This is a genomic window from Sphingobacterium siyangense, from assembly GCF_023277505.1.
Taxonomy (GTDB): Bacteria; Bacteroidota; Bacteroidia; order Sphingobacteriales; family Sphingobacteriaceae; genus Sphingobacterium; species Sphingobacterium siyangense.
The window spans coordinates 618102-636025 of the sequence record NZ_CP080574.1; the positions used below are offsets into that span (position 1 = coordinate 618102).

The window sequence follows — 17924 nt, forward strand, 5'->3', positions numbered from 1 at the left end:
TCTCCTGGATAATATGTTCCAAATTTCCATTGAAGTCTAGTAGCTGTCCGAATACCTTATCGTCTTTGGCCAATCCACCATGCTTATTGTCCTTACTGAATATTTCTTTTATAAAATATTTTATTTAAAAATTTTATAATTGTATAGAATATCTTTACATTTGTTTTAGATATAAAATAATTTTGAGTCTCGTGCTTCGGGTCGGTCTAGTAACATTTCGAATGCGTGAGAAAATTATAAACCAATATAAATTTTTATGATTATGAATAATGTTGTGAATGGTAGTGGTGGATTAAGAATTGAAAATAATGGGCCAGTTACCAAAAATGAAAATCAGAAAACAACGAACCATATCTATCTCCATCCTGGAGAGCGGAGCGGTGAATTTGAACGATGGATGCGTGAAATTGGCGGATTGCTCCAAATAGATCGAGAGTATTCTGCTTTAAAACCACTTTTAGATCTCATTGTCGCAGTTTTGGAGCCAAATCGGATTTTCCTGATACCACACCCTGCTATAGAAAAATACCAAGTTAAACCTTATGTAGAGATTATTTTGGTATTGGATGGCTGGGAATATGATTTAGATCGGAATGAACCGATCGTAAAAAGTGTTCTTGAGTTGGTGTGCTTGAAGCAGAGTACCCTCGTGTTTAATATCTTTTCGGGAGATCGATGGGAAGCAGAAATGGAAGACGGGTGCTATTACAATATTGCCCATTGTCGATCTAAATTTCTAGTGTTTTCGGGAAGTCCCTATCGTTTGGTAGAACCCGATGGGGAGTCTCTGGAAAATTTTAAAGATAATTTCTGGTCTAAGTTCAATAACAGGGTTAAGATAATCGAGCATTTTTTAGAAAAATGTAACACCCTGCTTTGTGATGAAGAAATTGTTGCGGATCTTGCCCATACCCTTTTATCGTCTTGTTTAAAACAGATTTACCGTTTGGTAATCGATACTTTTTCATTAAATGTTCCGAATTTAAATCGCCCATGTAAGGAACTTGAAGAAATGGCAGCGAGAGTACTACCACAATTACGGGGGCAGATCAAGAAAGATATTGATGCTTATATAAATTGGCGTGTAGCCGATTTTGAAGATTTAGATGAAGATACATTGCGTATGAAACGTCACATTCCGGATATGGTGGAACTTGAACGTTTATTGGACATTGCTAAAATAGCCTTCGCGCAGAAGATGGTCGTATTATTTGGTTCTAATGAAATAGTACAATAGAGTGCAAAACAATTATAGAAACGAAATATCATACTAAATATCCTGAGAAGGGTGATCATATCATCGAATGTCAGCAAGAAGAACTAAATGTATAGCCGAATGTTAAATATAGATTTGCTGTTTTCATTATATGTTCCTCAGTTAACGTGTTACCTTCGATTTCTAAAGACGATTGAATCGTTTTTATACGGTTCTTTTTTCGTAGCTCCGTACTGGGTTTATATAAATGAGCAGCATTAATTTCTCCTATTCTTTCTGAAATAGAACTAACTAATTTTAAAGTTTCACTTGTAATAATATACGGTGGTTTCATTATGATGATACTATCATTTGATACTATCAAAGATAATCATTGATCAACCTAAAAATAGCTAATGCTTAAAAAATATTTGACAGTACTCGTATCAGAAATACTGCTATTCCAGCTGAATAGATAGGTAAAGTCCACTGGAATAGCAATGTTAAATATTAGTTCTTATAAGCACGAATGGCCTGTATGATACCCTCTAGGTTTTCATTAAAGTCCTGCATTTGTGCAAACACCTTATCATCTTTGGCCAAACCACCATGTTTATTGTTCTTGCGGAAGATTTGTTTGATGTGTTCCCAGCGTTCTTGTTCCACATTGTTTATCAATCCAGCGAGTTCTTTCAATTTTAGAAGATTACTTTCTGTATCGGCAGTAAGGGTTTGTGACTCGCTTTCATAATGTGCGAGGAGAACCTGATCAATCTCCTCATCGTTCATCATGGGCACAACTTGCGCAACGAGCTTGCTCATATTCCGGTAGGATCCTTGCATTTTGAACGGCGGTTCTGTTCGGTAATTGTCCTGCATGGCCGCACTTTGAATATAATTTTGATTGACCTTGATAACAATATTTCGGATCTTTAAAACATGTTTTAATACCGTTATAAAATCATCGATATCTTGCTTCAGGTAATTGCCTTCTAAATCGGGAAGTTGATCTGCCACCGATTGCGCATAGTTCACTAAAGCATAGAAGTCGTTGAAGGATTTGCTTGCTATTTTCTCTAGGTAGCTGTTTTCAATCGCCGCATTTTCGATCAAGCTTAGATTGAATAGTGCTTCGGTATCACCGATCACATCCCCTAGATTGTAGACATCGGCACGGTTGGCAAGCATATCTGGAATCTGAAATTTGGACCCGCTTTCTGTATAGGGGTTTCCAGCCATTACGATGCAGAATCTTTTCCCGCGCAAATCATATGTTTTACTCTCGCCTTCAAAAATACCATCGATCTTACGTTGCCCGTCAGCCAATGAAATAAATTTCTGTAGAAATTCCGGATTCAAATGTTGGATATCATCGAGGTAGAGCATCACATTGTCGGCCATTTCGAAAGCAAGATTAATCTTCTTAAGTTCCTCACGTTCCCCGGAAGTTTTGGCCTCCACAGGATCAATCGAAGTAATGGAATGTCCAATTGTAGGTCCGTTGATTTTCACAAAATGTAATCCCATTGTTTTCGCGAGGTATTCCATCAATGTTGTCTTTCCGTAACCTGGTGGAGAAATGAGGAGAAGCATACCCATTCTGGCGGTACGTTTATTGTCGCCAGCTGCCCCAAGTTGTTTAGCCAGGTTATTTCCGATCAATGGAAAGTAAACCTCGTTGATCAACTTATTTCGGACAAAAGATGTTAAGACTTTTGGTTCAAATTCTCCGATTTTCAGCTCCTTGGCATATGTTTTTCCAAGCTGCTCCTTCAAAGAAGCGAATTCTTGAAAACGAGGGGCATTCAATTCGGTAAATGTCTTCAACCTACGCAGAAATTGATGGTATTGAATCTGTTCTTCTCCATTGTTCAAGATCGGATGATTTCCCTTTAATCCCTGGATGAGGGCATTGTCTTTGGCGATGATCAATTGGTATTCATCTTTTGGATAAAGAAGTGTGACTGCAGTTTCCTCAATGTACTTGTGGAAAGCCTGGTAGTCACTGTTCTCGTCGATAAAAGAATTTAGCCAATTTAAAGTCAAATAGAAACGGTCTACGAGGCTAAATTGTGTATGCTGAATATCTGCTTCAAAGAGTTTGAAACTCTTTTTGTTTTCCAATAGCCTGATGAAAGCCTTCTTCAGTTCATCCGATTGCTCACTGACGACAAACTTGCTGTAGCTTGTGAAAGTCTGGAAAAGATAGCTCGCGATCTCCTCTCCATTAATTGTCGAGCGATCCAAATGAGTGTCCCAATTGTTAAATAATTTTGTGAGTTCCTCAACGACAGATTGGTAGCGTGTGGAATTTGGAAATGCTTTTAATACGGCGTGTGTAGACTGAATCAACGCTTTCTGTTTTTCCTGTTGGTCTTGGGCCAGTGAATGCCAAAACAACTGCGCCATAGCACGCAAATGAGGATCGTAACGTAAAAGATCAAGCTTGCTGTCTAGCTGTTTGATGGTATCATAGATTACCAGGGCATCAAAATTATGCACTCCTTTGACATAACCTTCCGAATAACTTTGCTCGACAGTCTGATTGATAAACAGGTTGGCATCAAAATCGTGCTGTCCTTTAGAAGCAAGGAATGTTTTATAAGCGAGATATTCAGCTCGGTATACATCTTTGTTTTCGGAAATCAGTTCCTGATCCCAAATATCTCTAAAGTTTTCAATTTCGGAACCTTTGACTTTTTGATAGAAGCTCGTTCCGGTAAGATGGAAGTATATTTCGTCATTTTTGCGCAAGAGCGTTAAACTGAGTGACTGATTATTGACGGCAAATTTATGCTTACCAAGAGCAATAATGTTCTCTCCATCTACAAAAAGATCATTCTTGTCACGTAAAACGCGTAATGCATCCTCTTGAGATTTTTTGAGTAGGTTTTCAAGATTTTCAGCTTTTGAAACATCACTGAGCGTTTTCAGTTCTTGCACAAGTTGTCTGATTTTGTCAATCATCAAATCTGAAGCAAAGAAACTTAGGATTTCCTCACGCGTTGCAAATGTCTTTGACTTGTTTTCGATATTCTTTAATACACGAAGGCCAATTTGTTCGAGTGAAGAGCTTCGTTTGTTGATCTGTTCAACGATTTGCTCTCTGCGGGAATTAAATGCTTTGATGATTTCATCGCGCTTATCTGCTATCTTCAGGGCGAAGTCCTCAAATTCTGAGAACTTACTTTCAAGTTCTTCCAGTTGAACAATGACCTTGGTATAATACTCGTCTACTTTTTCTGTTGTCGTAGAGAGTTCAAGGTAGTTGGTGACAGACTGCTCCAGTAACGTAAGTTGGGCAGAAAATTCTGCAATGGCTTCCGTACTTTTTAATGAATTGAGTTTGCGTGTAAGCTGCGACCGGACTTCATTCAAGGAAGAGAAAATAACAGCTATCTTTTCGATGATTTTGGTGGTTTGAGTGGAGTCGTCGATTTTTAAACTGTTTAGAATATCGATCAACAGCTCCAGCTCGCTCGATATAGCCGAATTGGCTTCCTCGATCGCCTTGGCGTCATAGACTTTGATAATTGCAGCAACATTGTTTTTCTGTTGCTCCACTTTCTGCTCATAGGGGTGTAAAGCCTCGTCGCGAAGCAAGAAGGCAATTGTCTTTTCGGCGAGTTCGGTGGTGATTGACTGTAGTTTATCGAGTAAAGCATCGATGCGGACTACATCAATATATTTGACATTTTTGAGGTCAATGATTTCGCCCTGTAAACGACGTGAATCTGCCAGTTGATGAACAAGTTGATCAAGCTTCTCGACTACTGTACTATTGATGGAAAAGGTAAGCTCCTCCATTTTCTTCTCGGCACTGCTATTGAGCTCTGTGGCGTATTTACGTTGGGCTTGGACCTTAACAAATTCATCAATTGCTGTATTGGCGACCTCCTTGATCTGTGCGAGTGGCTGCCCAAGATTTGACAAGGCTTCATCCTTTATCCAAAAATAGGAGTCAAGTAGGACAGTCGATTTTTTGAGTATATCCTCGTAAAGACCTTCATAACTGTCTTCTTTGTTGATGAGCTGTATGACTTCTTGTGCCTCGGCCATGACTTGTACGATCTGTTTATTACCGACCTTATAAAGCGGATCTTCTTTTTTTAGCTCATTTTCTTTGAGTACCGCCATGTAAGGGGTTTCCCAGATCTGAACCTGATGATGTCGTGTTGCTTCAGCCTCTGTGCGGAAGTAAATTAAACTACCGTCTTTGAAAAGGGTGAAGCCATTGCAGATGATCGGAGTTTCGACATGCTGCTGAATGATGTTATAAGACAGTAAGATGTAGGTATTCGTTTCCTCCTGACAAAAGATATAGAGAAAGTCTTCGCCGTTTGGTGATGCTATGCGCCTAAGAAAACTAACCTGGTCAAACTGGACGTCAAAGATTTTATGGGTGCCATTCTGCAGGTAGTATCCGTTAGAAAAAATGATTCCTTGATTATCGGGCAGTAGAATGGCCGATTCATTCAGCGATTTAAGGTTTACTACTTCCTTTGTCCGCTGGTTAAAGACAAATGCACGGAAATCTTCTTGATACGGTTTAATACGAACGGCAATCAAATTGCCAAGGTCTGCATAGTAGTAATCCGCATCATCCAGTTGTTGGTCTGCGTTTGAAACTTTTTCGGAGAAGATTCCTTTTCCCGTATCGGTATTGTTTTCAATTTTAAAAGTAATATCGCCATTGATCGCTTCTATAAAGATCTTGTCCTTAATGGAAATGTGCGGGTGTTTTCCGAGGCGACGGTCTTCCAAGGTTGTTTTTGTCCAGTCAAACTCAAACTGATTAGGCAATTTAACCTCATGAATGCTGCGGTCGTCCTGATATTGGAGCGTTCCGTCTTTAATCAACCACTTGAATGCCTTCAGGTCAGCAGGATTTTTGCTGGTCTGAAAGACCATATAAAGATAGTTTTCCGTACGTCGAAACTTGGAAAAGATCGAGTCGCGATAGTATTTATATAAATTTTGATAATCGCCAATGAAATTAGGATCATTGATCAGATCGAGCGATTGTGGGATAAATTGATTGTTTTCGAACGTATATACACTGAAAACATCTTCGAGTTTAATTTCGGTACGTAACCCAAAATGGACGTTATAACCGAATATACATAGATTGTCCAGGGCTAAAATACCGCGAGCAACACAGTTATTTTCTGTGGTGATCCGTTGGTTGGCCTTGAGTATAAAACTTGTCGCATTAAAGACTTCCTTGCGGGCATTATTTAGTTGCTGGAGTTTGATAGAAAGCTCTTCTTTTTGTGTAAGAAGTCGCTTCCGAATAATCTCGTATGCACCTTGATCAAGGGAGTCGTTCTGATTTGTTACGTTTTCTTCTGGCATAAAACTGAGCTTTATCGACTTTGTATATGTGGTAGAATCATTATTTATTACCTGCAGTGATTATGAACATTATCTGCAGGTAATAATGGGTATTAATTACGACAGCTTTTTATTGGATATTCCCAAGTTTTTCGCTAATCCGAATAAAGAATTGATAAAGCTTTTGTCTTCGCCATTTTCAGCGTCAGTCGCCGCTTGTTGAAGTTTAATCAACGCTGCTGAAACTGTGAGGTTCTTTATATCGTTTGTGGAAATTCCATATTTATCGGCTAATCCACGCACCTTCTCTGCAAGGTCTCCTTGTCCATCTGGACCTATCAGTGAATTCTTAATAGCTGTGGCATGTTTAGAGTTGTCAATCAAGTGATCAAAACCTTTGGAATTGGAAACTTGACGGACGATATTCTCAAAGAACATGGTTTCGCCACCAACGATATCTATTTTTGCCGTTTTAAGTGCTTCCGACAATACGCCAGCTTGTGCTTGAGCAATGTCTTTTTGGATATTGATGTGTGCGAGTTCAATATCACGTTCTTTTTGCAATTGCAATTTGAATTCTTCGTGATCTCTGCCCACACCATCCAATTTCTTCATCGCCTCAGCTTTCTCTTCGATACCTTTTGCTTCGGCAAGCGCTTTCTCACGAACAACTTCCGCTTGTGCTAAGCCCTCCTTACGCATTGCTTCCGCTTTCTTCTCGATCACATTAGCTTCAACGGTACCTTGTTTTTCTTCGGCTTCGGCTTTTGCAACCATTACTTCAGCTTCGGATAAGCCAAGCGCGGCTTCCTCTTTGGCTTGTGCTTCAGCAATAATCTTACGACTTTCGGCTTCCTTCAGCGATGCTTCTTTTTTCGCTTCAGCATCTATCAATAATTCCTGAGCACGTTTTTCGGCAATTTTACGAGCGGCTTCGGCATCGATTACTTTTTTCTCCGCTTCCTGCTCTGCAGCAATTTTTGCAGCTTCGGCCGCCTTAACAGTGGATATTAATTTTTCTTCTGCTTCTTGTGATGCCGCAATAACACCAGCTTGTTTCTTTCGTTCTACTTCACGGAATACTTCGATGTCTCGGACGCCTTGTTGCTCTTCAATAACCCCTTTCTCCAATTGTACGCGTTCCTTGATAACACCTTGGATACTTTTCTTCTCCGTCTCGATTGAGCGTTCTTTGTCGATTTGGGCTAAGGTAACAATCCGTTCACGTTCAGTTTGTTCCAAAGCACGGTCTTTCTCTACGCGTTCTGCTTCCACTGCGTCCGTGCGCTGTTTGTTTTTCTCAGCAATGATAATCTGACGCAGCTTATTTTCTTCCTGTACTGCCAGTTGCTCTTCGGTAGAAATCCGGACACTTTCGTACTTGAGACGTTCTTCTTCACGGACCTTTGCTATTTCTGCTTCTTCGCGTGCTCTGATGTTATCAATTTCCCGTTTTTGTTTTTCTTCTTTTTCAGCAAGTTGACGATCAAGTTCCAAAATCGCTTCACGAGCTTCCACGTTTTGCTTTCTAATCAACTTCTCTTCGTCACGACGGATAAAATTTGCATTGATATTTTGCTTGGCTGTTAGCTCCGTTATTTTTTTAATGCCTTCACTGTCTAAGATATTGTTTGGATTGAGATGCTCAATATCTGTCTGCTCAAGATAGTCGATTGCACAGTCATCTAGAATATAACCGTTCAGGTCAGTTCCGATGATATCCAAAATTTCGTCACGAAATTCCCGACGGGCTTCATACAATTCGATGAAATCAAATTTCTTACCGACTGTTTTTAGGGCCTCGGAGAATTTAGATTCAAAAATGCTTTTTAATGTTTCCGGCTCACTTGCACGATCACAACCTAAATTTTGGGCAACATTGATCACATCATCCACACTTTTATTGACGCGAACGAAGAAAGCAACTTTGATATCTGCACGAATGTTGTCCTTGCAGATCAAACCTTCACCTTGCATACGGGCAATCTCAATTTTTTTGATTGAGATGTCCATGATCTCCATCTTGTGAAATACGGGTACAACATACATTCCTTTGTTGAATGCTACTTTTGTACCACCAACACCAGTACGGACAATTGCTTTCCCTTGTGGAATTTTCTTATAGAATGCACTCAATACAACAAAGAATGCAAAAATTAAAAAGACAGCCAATCCGACAATTAAAAGTATAATTCCGTTTAAGCCACTTAAAAATAAAAGAGGTTGATATAGCATATGATTTGTATTTATTTAGATTTTAATAGTTGGGTTTACGATTAGGATGTAAAGGAATAAAAACCCGTTCTTTTAGAACAGTTGTTTAGGTGTCGAGTCCTTTCTTCTTTTTTCATTAAATATTGTCTATCGTGATTTCTTTGGTCACATAATAATATTTCTTGTCCTTGGATTCGTCAACAATAATGACATCGTCTCCGTAGCCTATTTTCTCCCCATTGTGGCTGACAACATTGAGGCGAATAGGGTCCTGTTGGATGATAAATTCGGCAGAACCTATTTTCTTGCCTTCAATACTGGCTCTCATTTTACCCATGCGACCAAGAAAATCGTGACTTTCTTCGCCATTGTAACCTATAGTTTTAAACATTTTAGCTAAGGGTTTGGTCAGAAAATGCATTAATATAAATGTAACAATGAAAACGGGGATTAGGATTAATACAGACTTTATTCCCCAAGAAGCAACATCGATAAAGAGCGAAGAAACAATGGTAATTATCCAGCCTATAAATTTGAATAGTGTTACAATAAGCATGATGGGTACTTTGCCAACATTTATGTAATCCATTGCTTTTGCAAAAAAGCCGGTTTCTGTATTAGCGTCGGTATCCGAATGATGATGGTGCGCATGATCGCCCCCCTCAGATGCGATATCATGTGAGCCATCGACGTCCGTGACATCAGGCGTAGGATGCAGGTCTATATCTGCATCGGCATCAAAGAGATGTACTCCATCACCCATCAGAAACATAAATAACCAATACACTACAGACATGCCAGTTAAGACTGTCATAATTCCATTGGATAATGGATTAAATAAGATATTGATCAGTTCCGTCATCGTGTTATTGTTTAAATTTTCTCCCTTTTGAATGTGTAATGGAACGACCAGGAACTGCCATTGACCTCAACGTCCTGCATGGTTACCAATTCCCAGCCTTGATTTCCAAGATCATTTAAGATTTCATCAATTTTTTCGGAGTCCAACTTTGTTCCCCAGAAACCCTTAGGTTCAATTTTTAGCGTTTTATACTCAAATCTTTTCATCATTATTTAATTTTCTTTTTAGTTCTTCTAATTCGTTGTTGACGGCTTCAGACCCGCCGATGGTCTCGTTAATCTCATCAACTTTACTTTTGTTGCCTAGTGCAATCTCACCATAGGCCTTCGCTAGTGCCTCGTCTTCCTCGACTTTCTCTTTCATGCGTTCTAACATGGAAATCGTACTATTTGAATCGATATTCGCGAGCTGCCGATTGACCATTTTAGCTGCGTTAGAGACCTTCACACGTGCCTTTAATGTGGAGAGTTCACCTTCCCATTTCGATATATTGAATTTGAGAATGTCTACATTTTTGTGCAGCTCATCGGCTGAACTTTGATGAATCACAGCTTGTTTCTCCAGTTCACTAACTTCGATTAATAACTGTTTTTTCAACAACAGCGCTTCCTTTGCCAGACCTTCGGCCTTTTCTGCCGTCAGCTCCCCCTTTTGTGCCTTTTGGAGTAATAGAATAGCTTTGTTCTCAAATTCATTGGCTTCTTCTTTTTTCTTTTCACAATTGTTTTGGGTACGTATGGCTAAGGCCTTCACTTTAGCATAAGCTTCCAACGATTGTTCCAGGTCCTCTTTCATCTCACGGATACCTTGTTCCGTCATTTTGATGGGGTCTTCCATTTTGTCCACGACTGCGTGGATCTCTGCTTGACCGATTCTGAAAATTCTCTTAAAAATATTCATTATTCTATAATTTTGAAAAACTTATTAACTGATTATAATATTCACTCATCAACAGACTCAGCGAGTTGATGGCTGCATCAAATTCGTTCTGGTCGAGATTATGTATTTGTAATGTATACCGAAATATAACTTTGGTACCATCTTCCGTTAACGCAAATCCGCCGTGGATAATATCTCTATTTTTTATCAATAGTGATTTGAACATATCCATGCTGTCATTGCTGATTGTAAAAAGGTATTGCTCAAAAATCAAGATGGGTTGGGCAATGCCTACAATGAGGTTACGAATTCCGTCGTCTTCATTTTCGATGACAAAGATTCCTTCTTTTGTATCCTTATGGGTAATGGTGTAACCGATGTTGGCGATATAATTTTCAATTTTTGAGAAGTACATAATCAAGTTTTTTATATATTGCACATATTCTTTGCATAAAGGTAATAAAAATGCAAAAATATTTTGCAATAAAAATTCAATTTTTTTTAAAATGAGTAACGTAGGGAACAATATTAAGAAATTAAGAAAAGTGAAAGGAATGAGCCAACAGGCATTTGGGGATGTTTTTAATCTTACTAGAGGTAATATTTCGTCTTACGAAGAAATGCGTGCGGAACCAAAAATTGAGATTGTTCTTAAGATTGCAAATTATTTTGGCATTCCTGTGCAGCATCTTATTGAAAAAAATCTATCTGTCAATGAAATTCTTAATTTCAATGATTATTTTGAACCAAATGTTTCTATTATTGGACGTAAAAGATTGTTACAAATCCCGCTACTGGAACGGGATGCTATTTTTGAAGCGAGTACTCATTTTTCGAAATTAGATGAGCTTCCGATAATTGAATTTCCTTTGCAAAGTAGGAGCCGTCTCATCGCAATCGAATATGCTGACGCTATTCCGGTACCGAGCGATTTTTTGGCTAGCCCTCAATCCATTTTGTTTTTTGAAGAAGTTGATGTTCAAAGCTTACATACTTTGGATAAGGCCTTTGGTTTGTATTTTTCCGAGGAAGAGTTCTTTATTGGAAAATACAGTTTGCAGGAAAAGGAGATTAGTTTAGCCTTAAATGTCTGGAAGAAGGTTGATTTCACTTTGGGAGAGAAAGCATATTTCTGGAAATTGTATGCCAAGTTTGAGCGAATATAATTGCGTGGAACTTTTCCCTGCTGTTTATTTGGTATTGCCGGTATCGAGCGTATTTACATATTGTTACCATATTCTAGGTTAATGGTGTTGTTGTACTATACTTATAGGGGGTTAACAAGGGGTTTGCAGGGATTTACCCCTGCTATACCCCTGTTAACCCCCTGTTAACCCCTTGTAACACCCCTGCTAAAAGCGGCCTTGAGGTTGATCTGATGCCGACTTTCCCGCAAGAAAAGAAGACTACAAAATCAGGACTGCAGATGTTAATGCTCACAAAAAATTTTGTGAAGTCGGGCATTGTAATTAAATTAGTTCGATAACAACGTAAAACTTTTGCGCTGGTGATTCACGTTTTTGGTTCATGAGAGCTTATTCTAAGCTGTTATCTCACAATAAAAATGGAAATTTGTGCAGGATTCGATCCAAGATCAGGAGTCAACATCTGGATAGTACGATAATGTATCATCAACAGCGAGTTGGCTTTTATGGGTAAGAATGAATCTCAAGGATGGTAATGTTATAAATCGGTAATCTTATAAGTAAGATAGATAATGATGAACTTGTTGATCCGCTAAAAGTAGTGTGATTTATTTAGTTTCAGTACAACATGCATAAACGGCTAAATTACCATGGATAAAAAACTAAATTTAAATAGATGAAGAAAGTAACCTTATTAGCATTAATTGCTGGATTTTATGTTATTTCCTGTAATAATTCCACGACTAAAAAAGTCGAAGTAAAAGATACGACTGCCGCTATTGACATAAAAAAAGATACGGCCAAAACGCTGTTGGAAAATAGAGGCGGCGAAGTGCCAATACCTAAATTTAGTTCTGTTGAGACACAAAAATTGGCGGAGGATTACACAAAATATATTAAGGAATTTATCGCTGTTGCCAAGAGTGGCGATGTTGTTAAGCTCAAGGAGCTTGCGTCCAAGCGTCAGGAATGGGCGACCAAAGAAACTGAAGCTGTTTCTAAGTTTACACCGGAAGATGCCAAATTATGGAAGGCTTATGCTGAGAACCTAGGAAGAGCGTTGACAGCAAGCCTAACAAAATAAGTTGTGAACAATCGACGAGGTAGAGGCTTGAAAAATCTACCTCGCCGACCCTACTAGAAGGGGAGGTCATCTTCATTTTCGTCCGGAAGTGTTGGGCTGTCTTCTTTGGCACCGTTTGACTCTGATAAAACCAAGAAATTATCTACTTTAATTTCTGTGACATATTGTTTTACCCCATCTGCATTCTCATAATTACGATAGGTGAGTTTGCCCTCAACCATGAGTTTGGTCCCACGTTGGCATTTCTTTTCAATGGTATTGTTTTGATTACCCCAAACCACGAGTGTATGCCATTGAACTTCTTCAACCCACTCGCCGGCTTTGTTCTTGAAGAGATCATTGGTGGCGAGACGTAATACGGAATAATTGGTGCCGGTGGAAGTTGTTTTGATTAATGGATCGTTTCCTAAATGACCAACCAATTGTACTTTGTTGCGTAATGTGCTCATGCGTCTAATTTTTAAATGTTTTTAATAATTCTTATTTTAGTTGACGGTCATTGGCTATTGATGCCAGATGATCTTAAGCAAAGGTGGGGCGGAGAAAAGACTATAGTCGTCTATTTACCATTTGTATTCGACTATAGTCGATTGTAACCGTTTGTTGTCGTTTAATCTTCCGTTATGAGTTCTGTCGAGAAAGTTTGCCTTGAATGTGGCAAGGGTATATATGGTCGTTCTGACAAGCGATTTTGTGATGATGCTTGCCGGAACGCCTATAACAATAAATTAAATAGCGACCAGACCAATATGGTGCGCAATGTGAATAATATCCTACGAAAAAACCGTCGTATTTTATTGGAAGCGTTGAGTGGGGAGGGTATGGTCAAGATACAGCGGGAAAAGTTAAAGCGGTTGGGATTTGATTTTAAGTTCCATACACATACTTTTTCCAATAACAAGGGACAGACCTATAACTTTATTTATGAAACAGGCTATCTGTTGCTGGAGAATGACTGGGTATTGATCGTTCAAAAGAAACCGCTATGATTTTGAACGCAACAAATTCATTTGTATTGGTTTAGTTTGCAGCACTGAGCTTGGCCTTCCTTATTGTGATATAATTAAAAATAGTGAAGGTTAGAATCAATATGTAGTAGCATACTGGGATGAGTAAAAAATAGGCGCTATTAAAGATATCGCTTAAAAAAGACGGTAGTGAAATCTTAAAAAAATCTGCAATAATAATATAGCCTATGAAACTTCCGAGAAAAAATAGTCCAACAGCATGTATTACAATTATTTTTTTTAGGTGCTTACTGTATAAGGCGTCTTTATTTTGCTTCGTATAGCCCATAATCGCTGGGACCAATAATCCTAATAATGGATTGACCAAAAAGGTGAGCGATGCTAAATATAGCGCTTTAATACTTCCTGTTTGATTGTTGTCGATACTGATTTGATTTACATTTGGCATAATGAGTTGTTCTAAAGGTATTTCCAAGATTTGACTGATCTGTTTGAGACTAAATCCACTGATTTCTTCAGTGCCTTTTTCGATGCGTTGCACTGTTCTTAGCGATACACCCGCCTGATCGGCGAGTTCCTGCTGCGTTAGTCCCTTACGTTTTCTTGATAGTTTGATTAATTGATTAGCTGATTGACTTTCCATAGTCTAAAGATGGGGAAATAGTCATTGAATTTCAGCAAAATTGATGCGACAATAATATGCCAATATCGTGCTTTAAGATATAACAGATTAATAATCAAAAGTTTTGGGAATTTGGTAAATATTTTGAATCTTTGCAATTTAACAGAGTAATTAATAAAAACGGAAGAATATGTTTGCAATATTAGAAAATCCCGCTTCGTCCACAGAGAAGATTCTCGGGAATATTCTTCGGAATACGGCCCTTTCCTAATCTTCTTTTTTAATACGTTAAGTAACCTACGTTGATATTGGCTAAAAATTGGCTCTCTAAATGGTGGCCCACGGTTCCAATATGCTTAGCTTATTATGGAGTTTTAGAAATCCAGTTACTTTCAAGATGATTGTGAAAGCTGGATATGAATGTTATGTTTTAGAAAATTTTATGAATTCAGTAAATAAATATGTCCTTCAGGCACTGGATAACTATCCAATGTATTTGGAGGAGACCATGGAATCCTTATCCTATGCGCTGTCTTATGATGAGTCCAATACAATGGCGCTGTGTTTGATGGGAAGAGTTCATGCCGAACAGCTATTGGACTATGAGCAGGCAAAAAGGTATTTCCAGGAAGCTTTGGTGCATAATGTGCAGGCACTGGAGGTATATCCTTATTTCATTCAGACACTGATTGATATGGGGGAGTATGAAGCTGCAAAAAAGACGATTAAATTTGCTTTGACACTTCCGGCGATGCCCTTGACAGGGATATGGATCAAGAAAGCACTTTTATTTGAAAAATTGAGAAAATACAAAAAGGCATTGAAGGCGTTAAAAATGGCACAACTTGAGAATGTTGATCTTGATTTTTCGTCAAGCCTGAAGTCGATTGAAGATCGGATTAAGGGGAAACAGGAAATTAAGAACGGGAAAGAAAAGGAAAACAAGAAAGAAAGGAAGAACACTCGAAAATAGTCTCACATTATCCGAATGACGGTTTTTGTTTTGAACCAAGGTCCAATAAAGAAGCCCTAGATGAAATTTCATCTAGGGCTTTATCAATATAGTTTAAGAATTATTCTGCTCTTAAGATTTTCGCAGCCTCAACCATCGACTCTAAAGCCGCTTTGGTTTCTGGCCAAGCACGAGTTTTCAAACCACAGTCAGGGTTAACCCAAAGTTGTTCTGCTGGAACTACTGCTTTTGCTTTACGCAATAGATCTACCATCTCATCTTTGCTTGGAACACGTGGTGAGTGAATGTCATAAACACCTGGACCAATATCGTTTGGATATTTGAAATCACCAGCGAAAGCATTCAACAATTTCATTTGAGAACGTGAAGTCTCAATTGTGATGACGTCAGCATCCATTGCAGCGATATCTTCGATTACATTATTGAACTCAGAGTAACACATGTGTGTGTGAATCTGTGTATCGTCTTCTACATTTGATGAAGAAACACGGAAAGCACGTACTGCCCAGTTCAAGTAATCTTTTTGATCAGCTTTACGTAGCGGTAATCCTTCACGGATTGCTGGTTCATCGATTTGTATAATTTTGATACCTGCTTTTTCCAACGCTTGTACTTCGTCTAAGATCGCCAATGCAATTTGGTAAGTCGTTGTTGAACGCGGTTGGTCATTACGTACGAAAGACCATTGTAAGATGGTAACCGGACCAGTCAACATACCTTTAACCGGACGGTTAGTCAATGATTGAGCGTATGAAGACCAACGGACAGTCATATCTTCAGGACGGTATACATCACCATAGATAATCGGAGGTTTTACACAACGTGAACCATAGGATTGTACCCAACCGTTTTGTGTAAATGCATATCCAGCTAGTTGCTCACCGAAGTATTCAACCATGTCATTACGTTCGAACTCACCGTGAACCAATACATCGATATCCAGTTGCTCTTGAAGACGGATTGTATTTTCAGTTTCTTCAGCAATTGCTTTATCGTACTCTTCCTGTGTGATCGATCCCTTTTTCAGATCAGCTCTCCATTTACGCACATCTTTTGTTTGTGGGAAAGAACCGATTGTTGTCGTAGGGAATGCTGGCAAGTTGAACTTCGCTTGTTGCGCTGCTTTACGGTCAGCAAATGCTGAAGTACGTTTCGCATCGTCATCAGTGATATTGCTTGTACGTGTTTTAACCTCTGGTTTGTGGATCAGTGGAGAAGTACGACGGCTTTCAGCTGCAGCTTTGTTCGCTTCGAAGCGTTTTGCTGTTTCAGCATCAACTTCACCTTCTGCTAATACGGCTAAGTCTTTTACCTCAGCTAATTTTTGTTTAGCAAATGCTAACCAGTTTTTTACTTCAGCTGGTAGCGATTGCTCATTGTGTTCATTGTCTAAGTCAAAAGGAACGTGCAACAATGATGAAGAAGGAGCTACCCAAACACGGTCTTTTCCTAATGCATCAACAGCTTGTTTGATTTTAACCAATGATTTTTCGTAATCATTTTTCCAGATGTTACGGCCTTCAACAATACCCAAAGATAATGTTAATGAAGCAGGAACTTTAGCTAGTACCGTATCCAATTGGTTTTCACCGCGTACCAAATCCAAATGTAAAGCATGGATAGGTAGGTTAACTGCGATATCTTCGTTATCTTTTAAAGCTTCGAAGTAAGTCGTCGCGATTAATTTGATATTTTTTGCAGCTGCAGCTAATTTTTCGAAAGTGGGTTGATATAAAGCTTTTACTTTAGCATCTAAATCCAATGCTAAGAAAGGCTCGTCAATCTGAACATATTGCGCACCGGCCTCAGCTAGTTTAGCTAATATTTGCTCATATACTGGAACAAGTTTATCCAATAAATCGATGCGGTCGAAGCCAGCTTCTTTTTCTTTACCGATCAAAAGGTAAGTGATAGGACCTAATAGAACTGGTTTAGTATCGATGCCCAATGATTTTGCTTCGTTATATTCATTTAAGAACTTTTCGGACGTCAATTTGAATTCTTGATCTTTTGTGAATTCTGGCACCATATAGTGGTAGTTGGTATCCAACCACTTGGTCATTTCCATTGCAGTCACGTCGATTCCTTCTTGTTGGAAACCACGCGCCATGGCAAAATATAGATCTAAGCTGTAATTGTTGTCTACTTTATTCAATAAAGAATGGTAACGAGCAGGAATTGCACCAACAGTAAGGGTTAAATCCAATACTTGATCGTAAAAAGAGAAATCATTGGAAGGGATCAAATCTATTCCAGCATCTTTTTGTGTTTTCCAATTGCCTTCACGAATTTTTTTTGCTGTGTCCAATAATTCCTCAACAGAAGATTTTTTAGCCCAATAGGCCTCATTGGCTTTTTTCAATTCGCGGAACGCGCCCACACGAGGGTAACCTAAATTGTTAGTCAATAACATAATGAATGTTTTTAATATTTCTTTTTCAACTATATTTCTTGCTAGAGAGAGAAGGACACACTAGAATTCGGTGACTTCGGCTTATCATTCCCATATCAAGTAGGGTAGAATTTAGCACCTTGTCAAGGGACAGGTTGCTAAGGCTTCATCGGGTCTATTCCCTCTGCCTTTCTCTATAAGCGACGCTAAGTTAGAACATTTCTTTTTGAAATGCAAATTTTTTATAAAAGTGCGT

General features: G+C 38.8%; 14 protein-coding genes and 1 riboswitch. Of the genes, 5 read left to right on the forward strand and 9 right to left on the reverse strand.

From position 1 onward, the window contains the following. Window positions 1–262: 262 nt before the first annotated feature. A complete protein-coding gene (locus K2F45_RS02470; RefSeq protein ID WP_075990841.1) occupies window positions 263–1237 on the forward strand; it encodes a hypothetical protein in 975 nt (324 codons plus the stop codon). A 468-nt stretch (window positions 1238–1705) separates the two neighbouring features. On the opposite strand, the gene K2F45_RS02475 is transcribed toward K2F45_RS02470, so the two are convergent. From K2F45_RS02475 to K2F45_RS02500, 6 genes are all read right to left on the reverse strand, one after another. After that, on the reverse strand, window positions 1706–6550 hold the full coding sequence (locus K2F45_RS02475) for a DNA repair ATPase (protein ID WP_248932981.1): 4845 nt from the start codon (window positions 6548–6550) through the stop codon (window positions 1706–1708). A gap of 96 nt (window positions 6551–6646) precedes the next feature. Then, window positions 6647–8764 (reverse strand): flotillin family protein, encoded by a 2118-nt coding sequence (locus K2F45_RS02480; RefSeq protein ID WP_075990843.1) that lies wholly within the window; start codon window positions 8762–8764, stop codon window positions 6647–6649. 115 nt (window positions 8765–8879) lie between these two features. Continuing rightward, a complete protein-coding gene (locus tag K2F45_RS02485; protein WP_075990844.1) occupies window positions 8880–9605 on the reverse strand; it encodes an OB-fold-containig protein in 726 nt (241 codons plus the stop codon). Window positions 9606–9616: 11 nt separating this feature from the next. Next, window positions 9617–9814: a DUF4177 domain-containing protein gene (locus K2F45_RS02490; RefSeq protein WP_083663469.1), complete on the reverse strand. Its 198-nt coding sequence runs from the start codon at window positions 9812–9814 to the stop codon at window positions 9617–9619. Continuing rightward, window positions 9798–10505 (reverse strand): PspA/IM30 family protein, encoded by a 708-nt coding sequence (locus K2F45_RS02495; RefSeq protein WP_075990846.1) that lies wholly within the window; start codon window positions 10503–10505, stop codon window positions 9798–9800. Before K2F45_RS02495 ends, K2F45_RS02490 begins: the two co-directional genes overlap by 17 nt. A 4-nt stretch (window positions 10506–10509) precedes the next feature. Continuing rightward, window positions 10510–10899, reverse strand: a complete 390-nt coding sequence (locus tag K2F45_RS02500; protein WP_075994614.1) for a YbjN domain-containing protein — start codon at window positions 10897–10899, stop codon at window positions 10510–10512. A 91-nt stretch (window positions 10900–10990) separates the two neighbouring features. On the opposite strand from K2F45_RS02500, the gene K2F45_RS02505 reads away from it, so the two are divergent. Next, window positions 10991–11650 (forward strand): helix-turn-helix domain-containing protein, encoded by a 660-nt coding sequence (locus K2F45_RS02505; RefSeq protein ID WP_075990847.1) that lies wholly within the window; start codon window positions 10991–10993, stop codon window positions 11648–11650. A gap of 655 nt (window positions 11651–12305) precedes the next feature. Beyond that, window positions 12306–12713 (forward strand): hypothetical protein, encoded by a 408-nt coding sequence (locus K2F45_RS02510; RefSeq protein ID WP_075990848.1) that lies wholly within the window; start codon window positions 12306–12308, stop codon window positions 12711–12713. A 53-nt stretch (window positions 12714–12766) separates the two neighbouring features. On the opposite strand, the gene K2F45_RS02515 is transcribed toward K2F45_RS02510, so the two are convergent. Then, a complete protein-coding gene (locus tag K2F45_RS02515) occupies window positions 12767–13162 on the reverse strand; it encodes a single-stranded DNA-binding protein (protein ID WP_075990849.1) in 396 nt (131 codons plus the stop codon). Window positions 13163–13336: 174 nt separating this feature from the next. Between K2F45_RS02515 and K2F45_RS02520 the strand changes: the two genes are divergently transcribed. Then, a complete protein-coding gene (locus K2F45_RS02520; protein WP_075990850.1) occupies window positions 13337–13702 on the forward strand; it encodes a hypothetical protein in 366 nt (121 codons plus the stop codon). Window positions 13703–13733: 31 nt separating this feature from the next. Here the strand turns inward: K2F45_RS02520 and K2F45_RS02525 are convergent, their stop codons facing one another. Further along, window positions 13734–14324, reverse strand: coding sequence for a helix-turn-helix domain-containing protein (locus K2F45_RS02525; RefSeq protein ID WP_075990851.1), 591 nt, complete (start codon window positions 14322–14324; stop codon window positions 13734–13736). Between the two features lie 421 nt (window positions 14325–14745). Here K2F45_RS02525 and K2F45_RS02530 point away from each other — a divergent pair, with 421 nt between their 5' ends. Then, window positions 14746–15276, forward strand: a complete 531-nt coding sequence (locus K2F45_RS02530; protein ID WP_075994615.1) for a hypothetical protein — start codon at window positions 14746–14748, stop codon at window positions 15274–15276. 100 nt (window positions 15277–15376) lie between these two features. Here the strand turns inward: K2F45_RS02530 and metE are convergent, their stop codons facing one another. Continuing rightward, window positions 15377–17689, reverse strand: coding sequence for a 5-methyltetrahydropteroyltriglutamate--homocysteine S-methyltransferase (gene metE / locus K2F45_RS02535; RefSeq protein ID WP_075990852.1), 2313 nt, complete (start codon window positions 17687–17689; stop codon window positions 15377–15379). Window positions 17690–17767: 78 nt separating this feature from the next. Beyond that, window positions 17768–17871: riboswitch (SAM riboswitch) on the reverse strand. Between the last annotated feature and the right edge of the window lie 53 nt (window positions 17872–17924).

What these genes read in the sequence shown, in the direction of transcription:
- K2F45_RS02525 (WP_075990851.1), bottom strand. Translation starts at nt 14,324, where the DNA reads ATGGAAAGTCAATCAGCTAATCAATTAATCAAACTATCAAGAAAACGT.
- K2F45_RS02480 (WP_075990843.1), bottom strand. Translation starts at nt 8,764, where the DNA reads ATGCTATATCAACCTCTTTTATTTTTAAGTGGCTTAAACGGAATTATA.
- K2F45_RS02495 (WP_075990846.1), bottom strand. Translation starts at nt 10,505, where the DNA reads ATGAATATTTTTAAGAGAATTTTCAGAATCGGTCAAGCAGAGATCCAC.
- K2F45_RS02530 (WP_075994615.1), top strand. Translation starts at nt 14,746, where the DNA reads ATGAATTCAGTAAATAAATATGTCCTTCAGGCACTGGATAACTATCCA.
- K2F45_RS02520 (WP_075990850.1), top strand. Translation starts at nt 13,337, where the DNA reads ATGAGTTCTGTCGAGAAAGTTTGCCTTGAATGTGGCAAGGGTATATAT.
- metE (WP_075990852.1), bottom strand. Translation starts at nt 17,689, where the DNA reads ATGTTATTGACTAACAATTTAGGTTACCCTCGTGTGGGCGCGTTCCGC.
- K2F45_RS02485 (WP_075990844.1), bottom strand. Translation starts at nt 9,605, where the DNA reads ATGACGGAACTGATCAATATCTTATTTAATCCATTATCCAATGGAATT.
- K2F45_RS02515 (WP_075990849.1), bottom strand. Translation starts at nt 13,162, where the DNA reads ATGAGCACATTACGCAACAAAGTACAATTGGTTGGTCATTTAGGAAAC.
- K2F45_RS02470 (WP_075990841.1), top strand. Translation starts at nt 263, where the DNA reads ATGAATAATGTTGTGAATGGTAGTGGTGGATTAAGAATTGAAAATAAT.
- K2F45_RS02500 (WP_075994614.1), bottom strand. Translation starts at nt 10,899, where the DNA reads ATGTACTTCTCAAAAATTGAAAATTATATCGCCAACATCGGTTACACC.
- K2F45_RS02510 (WP_075990848.1), top strand. Translation starts at nt 12,306, where the DNA reads ATGAAGAAAGTAACCTTATTAGCATTAATTGCTGGATTTTATGTTATT.
- K2F45_RS02475 (WP_248932981.1), bottom strand. Translation starts at nt 6,550, where the DNA reads ATGCCAGAAGAAAACGTAACAAATCAGAACGACTCCCTTGATCAAGGT.
- K2F45_RS02505 (WP_075990847.1), top strand. Translation starts at nt 10,991, where the DNA reads ATGAGTAACGTAGGGAACAATATTAAGAAATTAAGAAAAGTGAAAGGA.
- K2F45_RS02490 (WP_083663469.1), bottom strand. Translation starts at nt 9,814, where the DNA reads ATGATGAAAAGATTTGAGTATAAAACGCTAAAAATTGAACCTAAGGGT.